The sequence below is a fragment of the Nocardioides sp. genome (assembly GCF_036493135.1).
In the GTDB taxonomy this organism is placed as follows: Bacteria; Actinomycetota; Actinomycetes; order Propionibacteriales; family Nocardioidaceae; genus Nocardioides.
In genome coordinates this window covers 1-5,204 of the sequence record NZ_DASXQG010000079.1, presented here as the reverse complement: position 1 = coordinate 5,204, position 5,204 = coordinate 1, and the positions used below count along the sequence as shown (strand labels likewise).

Here is a 5,204-nt window from a genome sequence, read left to right as displayed (position 1 = left end):
GATCTCCGAGATGCGCCTGATCAAGGACGAGTGGGAGGTCGGCGAGCTCCAGACCGCCTGCGACATCACCACCCTCGGCTTCACCGACGCAGCGGGCGAGATGGACCGTGCGGTCGAGCTCGGCGAGCGCTGGATCGAGGGCACGTTCTTCCGCCGCGCGCGGGCGATGGGCAACGACATCGGCTATGACTCGATCGTCGGCGGCGGCTCGCACGCGACGACGCTGCACTGGATCGAGAACACCGGCCGGATCGTGCCGGGCGAGATGGTGTTGCTGGACATGGGCGTGGAAGGCAACAACCTCTACACCGCCGACGTCACGCGCACCCTGCCGATCAACGGGACCTACACCTCCTTGCAGCGCGAGCTCTACGACCTCGTGTACAACGCCCAGGACGCCGGCATCAGGGCCGTGAGGCCCGGAGAGCCGTTCGTGGCCGCCCACAACGCGGCGATGGACGTCCTCGCGCGCGGGCTGGAGTCGCTGAAGCTGCTCCCCTGCTCGGCCGAGGAGGCGCTCGACCCCGAGTCCAAGGTCTACGCCCGGTGGACGCTGCACGGTGTCAGCCACATGCTCGGCATGGACGTGCACGACTGCGGTCATGCGGCGCCGGAGTCGTATGCCAAGGGCACGCTGGCCGAGGGCATGGTGCTCACCGTCGAGCCGGGGCTGTACTTCCAGGCCGACGACCTGCTCGTGCCGGAGGAGATGCGGGGCATCGGCATCCGGATCGAGGACGACATCCTGGTCACCGCCGACGGGTCGCGGAACCTGTCCGGCTCGCTGCCGCGCACGTCGTACGACGTCGAGGAGTGGATGGCGGCCGCCAAGGCTGATCGCTGACGCGGACCGGCCGGACCCGATGCCCCAGAATGGTCCCCGGCCCCCGTAGCTCAGCTGGATAGAGCAAGAGCCTTCTAATCTCTAGGTCGCAGGTTCGAGTCCTGCCGGGGGCGCTGCGGGTGGGTCGCCGCCTCAACTGAGGGAGAAGGGCGGGTACCGGTCGGTGACCAGGAGGAACGCGTAGGCCTCGACCCGCAGCCACCAGCGGCCGACGCCGACCACGTAGTCGAACAGGCCCTGCGGATAGCGCCCGGTGAACAGGATCGCCAACCACGCGAACACGACCGCGAAGAACGCGCCCACCGTGAGGAACAGAAGGACGATGTAGTGCGGGATCGCGAGCAGCCACTTCACCAGCGGCAGCCAGCGGTTCAGGTCACGCTCGACGTCCGGGTAGTCGAGCTCGAGGTGGACGTCCTGCTCGTCGACCGTCGAGGGGTACCTCTCGGTGAGCAGCGCGAAGTAGGCGCCGAGGCGGGCGCCGAACCGAGCAAGCTCGCGGGCGAAGTCGAACCACCAGCGCGGGTAGCGCTGTCTGAACAGGATCATCAGCAACGTCGCCACGAACAAGCCGCTGGCGATCCCGCCGCTCGTGGTGGTCACCGCCTGGCCGCCCTCGTGGTACGCCGTCTGGGTCGCGCCGGCCGTGAGCACGCCGTAGATGATCGCGATGGGAATGATCAGCACGATCCGGAACAGGGTCTTCACCCGGTCGTACTGGGCCGAGTGGTCGACCTCGAGTCGGGCGGGGTATGCGGTTGGTGCCGAAGGCATGCTCATGGACCTCTCCGAACTCAGCAGACTGGTAGGCGGACGACAGCCTCGGTCGTTCTCCATGCTGTGCCCGCGGGCCGACTTGTGCAATGACCATCCGTTGCCTGACGGCGGTTTCGCCCGTTGCGGCAGACATAGATGGATGTCAACATAGACGGGTGTCGAAGTCTCGAATTCTGATCGACCTCACGCCGGTCCAGACCGTGGCGTGTAGCGCCCCGCTCACCCAGGAGCCGCTTTCCGCAGAGCGGGCCGAGGGCATCGCTCCCCTTGTCAAGGCGCTGGCCGATCCGGTGCGCCTTCGACTCGTGTCGCTCGTGGCATCGCATCAGGACCGCGAGGCCTGTGTGTGCGAGCTCAACGACGCCTTCGACCTTTCCCAGCCGACCATCAGCCACCACCTGAAGGTGCTGCACGACGTCGGTCTCCTCGACCGGACCAAGCGCGGCGTGTGGGTCTACTACTCGATCAAGCCCGAAGCGCTGGCGGACCTCGCCGCTCTCATCGGCGGAGTGGAGGCGTGACCCTGCTGGGTCGCCGTGTCCTCGCGGAGGGCTTGGGTACGGCGTTCCTGGTGATGGCCGTGGTGGGGTCCGGGATCGCGGCCTCGCGCCTGTCACCGCACGATGTCGGCCTCCAGCTGTTGGAGAACAGCCTCGTCACCGGTGCCGCCCTCGTCGCTCTGATCCTCGCCCTCCAACCCGTGTCCGCAGCCTTCAACCCGGTTGTGACGCTGGTGGAACGAGTCCTCGGGATGCTGACGACCAGGACAGCGGTGGCGTTGGTCGTCGCGCAGATCGCCGGCGGTCTGGTCGGAGTCGTCGTCGCCAACCTGATGTTCGACCTCGACCCCGTCAGCATCGCCACCACGAGCAGAACCGGCGGCGGGCTGTGGCTCGGGGAAGCTGTGGCGACGTTCGGGCTCGTCCTGGTGATCTTCGGCAGCCTCCGGGCCGGACGCCCCGACACCGTCGCCTTCGCCGTCGGGGGCTACATCACTGCCGCCTACTGGTTCACCAGCTCCACGAGCTTCGCGAACCCAGCCGTCACCATCGCGCGCATGTTCTCCGACACGTTCGCCGGGATCGACCCGGCCTCCGCCCCGATGTTCATCGCGACGCAGGTGCTGGGTGGAGCACTGGGGTTCGCCTTCATCCGCGTCATGCACCCCGCCCCGTCGGAGGACCCGGCATGAACAAACCCACGGTTCTGTTCGTCTGCATCCACAACGCCGGCCGGTCCCAGATGGCCGCCGGATACCTCCAACACCTCGCCGGCGACCGCATCCAGGTGTTGTCGGCGGGGACCGAGCCCGCGACCAGGTCAACCCGATCGCGGTCGAGGCGATGCGGGAGGAGGGCATCGACGTGACCGGCGAACGCCCCCAGGTACTCACCACGGACGCCGTACGGCGGTCCGACGTCGTGGTCACGATGGGCTGCGGCGACGCCTGCCCGTTCTTCCCGGGAAAGCGGTACGAGGACTGGACGCTGGACGATCCCGCCGGTCAGCCGATCGAGGCGGTCCGTCCGATCCGCGACGAGATCAAGCGCCGCGTGGAGGCTCTCATCGCGGACCTCGCGCCGACCACCTGAGCGGCTTTCCCGGCCTACGCGCCGCGGCGGTGGCGGCCGTAGCTCATGACCCGCAGGCTCGTGTTCACCGGACGCCACGCGGCGTCGTAGTCGTGATGGTCGGCGTGGGGCAGGGCGAGGATGCGCAGCGTCATGCACGGCCAGCCGTCGTCGCGGCACCCGTGGACGGGGTCCTCGTGCAGGTGCACCACCTGGCGCTGGGCCCAGCACTCGGCGAGTGCACGATCACGATGACGACCGGCGTACAAAGCGCTGGCCTCGTTCTCGGTGATACGTGACAGGAGGAAGTCGGTGAGGCTGACCCGGCCCTGCTTGCCGAGCGGGCGTCGTTCCAACATTGCGGCGGTCATGGGGTCTCCGTATGTCCGCCCCCCAGCGGCGTACACCGCACCAGCAGAGGGTATGCCCGCCGCATCGGCGGCGGCAGACTCCGATGGCAAAGTCTTTCCAGGCCACGGTGTAGGCGCGTTGTCGTGAACGGCGACTCGTACAGGCGGCGGGCGACCAGCGCGTCGGCGGCCGCGCCGCGGTCGAGGCCGACCTGCGACTCCTCCTTGGCCCGTGCGATGACAGTCGGGCTGCCCAACTCTCAGGCAGCTCGGGTGAGGGCTCGGGTGCCGGTGTGGTCGACGAGGTAGTGGGTGCCGTGGGGGTCTCGCCAGAGGTGGATGCCGGGGAAGGGTTGCTTGACCCTCCATCGTCCGTGGGTCTTGAGGCGGTGGTGGGGTGTGGACAGTGGCCCGTAGTTGCCGACCCGGGACTGGCCGGCACCGATCGCGTCCGGCCCGTGTGTGTAGGGGACGGTGTGGTCGATCTGGTCGGGGTGGAGGCTGGTGGAGTACGGGAAGGTGTCGGCCGGCGTGATCAGATGCACGGCCTGTCGATGTCGTTGGGGGATCTGGTAGCAGTCGACCGGTGCCTGGCCGGCGAGGTCGAGGACCGGCCTGATGGTGAACCGGGCCTGGGGGCCGAGGTGATCGCGGACCCAGGTCTCGGTCACCGGGCCGCAGCCCTCGACCCGGGCGATGCCGTCGGTGTCGGTGCCTGGGTAGGTGTGGGCGTAGATCACGACCTGCGGCAGCAGGGTGGTCCAGTCGATGACCGGCTTGGCGCCGGTGCGGGCGAGGTCGGGTGCTTGGTCGGGCAGGTCGGCGGGTCGTCGGTTCGGTCGCGCCAGGTTTGGTAGGCCGCGATCAGCTCGGCGGCGAGGTCGGGTCGGGAGAGGACCGGCAGCGCCTTCACGCGGCGTTTGTCGAGGTCGTCGACCTCGCCGAGGTCGGCCGGGAGGTCGGCGATCTGCTGCAGGGCGGCGTCGAAGACCCTCACCGTGGTGAACGGGGCGCGGATGTAGAAGCCGCGCAGCCCGTGCTCGTTCTCCTGGCCGCGGGTGGGGCGGGCGCACTGGTGCTGGGCGGCGTTCCGTTCCCGTTCGGCGGTGGCCTCGGGGTCGGCGGCGGCCACCACCGCCTCGAGCAGGGCCTGGAACCGGGTCCAGGTCAGCCGGCCGTCGGCATAGGTCGCGACCCGGGAGTCGACGTAGGCCGCCTGCTCCGGGGTCAGGTCGCGGGTCTTGCCGGCGACCAGTCGGGCCAGGTAGACCCGCACCTGACCGGCCTCGACGCCATGCCACAGCTGCGGCAGGCGGTGGAGGTCCAGGCCGTCGGCCATCAGCAGGCCCGCGGAGATCGTGGACATCCCCAGGCGTGCGGCGAGCTCGGCGGCCGCGAACTCGGTGACCTCCGGCGTGCCCGCGCCGCCGAGGCGCCGGGACCGCTCCCGGCCAGGCCTGCCGGACTCGGCCGGGTCGAGCCGGTCGCGGTGGTGGAGGTAGGCATGCTGCACGGCGGCCTGGAGGATCCCGATCTCGCACCGGTGTTGGGTGTCCGCGAGGTCGGCGGCATGGTCGAGCAGCTCACCGCCCGACAGCTCGTCAACCTCCACCACATCCATGTGGTCACTCTGGCATGACCCACCGACAGACCGACCGCCCA

At 69.2% G+C, this 5,204-nt stretch carries 7 protein-coding genes, 1 tRNA gene and 1 pseudogene; 5 read left to right on the top strand and 4 right to left on the bottom strand.

Translation table 11 applies throughout. The features are described from left to right. Together VGJ24_RS15075 and VGJ24_RS15070 are read left to right on the top strand one after the other, a co-directional pair. A partial coding sequence (locus VGJ24_RS15075) for a M24B family metallopeptidase (protein WP_331501454.1) occupies window positions 1-844 on the top strand: 844 nt, incomplete at its 5' end. A gap of 39 nt (window positions 845-883) precedes the next feature. After that, window positions 884-957: transfer RNA gene (locus VGJ24_RS15070), tRNA-Arg, on the top strand. 19 nt (window positions 958-976) lie between these two features. Here VGJ24_RS15070 and VGJ24_RS15065 read toward each other — a convergent pair. Beyond that, on the bottom strand, window positions 977-1,624 hold the full coding sequence (locus tag VGJ24_RS15065; RefSeq protein WP_331501453.1) for a DUF4389 domain-containing protein: 648 nt from the start codon (window positions 1,622-1,624) through the stop codon (window positions 977-979). An 83-nt stretch (window positions 1,625-1,707) separates the two neighbouring features. Between VGJ24_RS15065 and VGJ24_RS15060 the strand changes: the two genes are divergently transcribed. From VGJ24_RS15060 to VGJ24_RS15050, 3 genes and pseudogenes are all read left to right on the top strand, one after another. Then, the gene (locus tag VGJ24_RS15060) at window positions 1,708-2,142 is read left to right on the top strand and encodes a metalloregulator ArsR/SmtB family transcription factor (protein ID WP_331501452.1); all 435 of its coding nucleotides are present in this window, start codon (window positions 1,708-1,710) and stop codon (window positions 2,140-2,142) included. Then, on the top strand, window positions 2,139-2,813 hold the full coding sequence (locus VGJ24_RS15055) for an aquaporin (RefSeq protein WP_331501451.1): 675 nt from the start codon (window positions 2,139-2,141) through the stop codon (window positions 2,811-2,813). The genes VGJ24_RS15060 and VGJ24_RS15055 overlap by 4 nt, the downstream gene beginning before the upstream one ends. Beyond that, window positions 2,810-3,213, top strand: a pseudogene (locus VGJ24_RS15050) (arsenate reductase ArsC). The gene VGJ24_RS15055 and the pseudogene VGJ24_RS15050 overlap by 4 nt, the downstream one beginning before the upstream one ends. A gap of 14 nt (window positions 3,214-3,227) precedes the next feature. Here the strand turns inward: VGJ24_RS15050 and VGJ24_RS15045 are convergent. Genes VGJ24_RS15045 through VGJ24_RS15035 form a run of 3 tightly spaced genes read right to left on the bottom strand, consistent with a single transcriptional unit; the run spans window position 3,228 to window position 5,163 of the window. Beyond that, window positions 3,228-3,911: a DUF6221 family protein gene (locus tag VGJ24_RS15045; RefSeq protein ID WP_331501450.1), complete on the bottom strand. Its 684-nt coding sequence runs from the start codon at window positions 3,909-3,911 to the stop codon at window positions 3,228-3,230. After that, entirely contained in the window at window positions 3,803-4,282 is a 480-nt protein-coding gene (locus VGJ24_RS15040) for a hypothetical protein (protein ID WP_331501449.1), read from the bottom strand. Before VGJ24_RS15040 ends, VGJ24_RS15045 begins: the two co-directional genes overlap by 109 nt. After that, window positions 4,279-5,163: a hypothetical protein gene (locus VGJ24_RS15035; protein ID WP_331501448.1), complete on the bottom strand. Its 885-nt coding sequence runs from the start codon at window positions 5,161-5,163 to the stop codon at window positions 4,279-4,281. Before VGJ24_RS15035 ends, VGJ24_RS15040 begins: the two co-directional genes overlap by 4 nt. Between the last annotated feature and the right edge of the window lie 41 nt (window positions 5,164-5,204).

What these genes read in the sequence shown, in the direction of transcription:
- VGJ24_RS15065 (WP_331501453.1), bottom strand. Translation starts at nt 1,624, where the DNA reads ATGAGCATGCCTTCGGCACCAACCGCATACCCCGCCCGACTCGAGGTC.
- VGJ24_RS15060 (WP_331501452.1), top strand. Translation starts at nt 1,708, where the DNA reads ATGACCATCCGTTGCCTGACGGCGGTTTCGCCCGTTGCGGCAGACATA.
- VGJ24_RS15045 (WP_331501450.1), bottom strand. Translation starts at nt 3,911, where the DNA reads ATGGAGGGTCAAGCAACCCTTCCCCGGCATCCACCTCTGGCGAGACCC.
- VGJ24_RS15035 (WP_331501448.1), bottom strand. Translation starts at nt 5,163, where the DNA reads ATGGATGTGGTGGAGGTTGACGAGCTGTCGGGCGGTGAGCTGCTCGAC.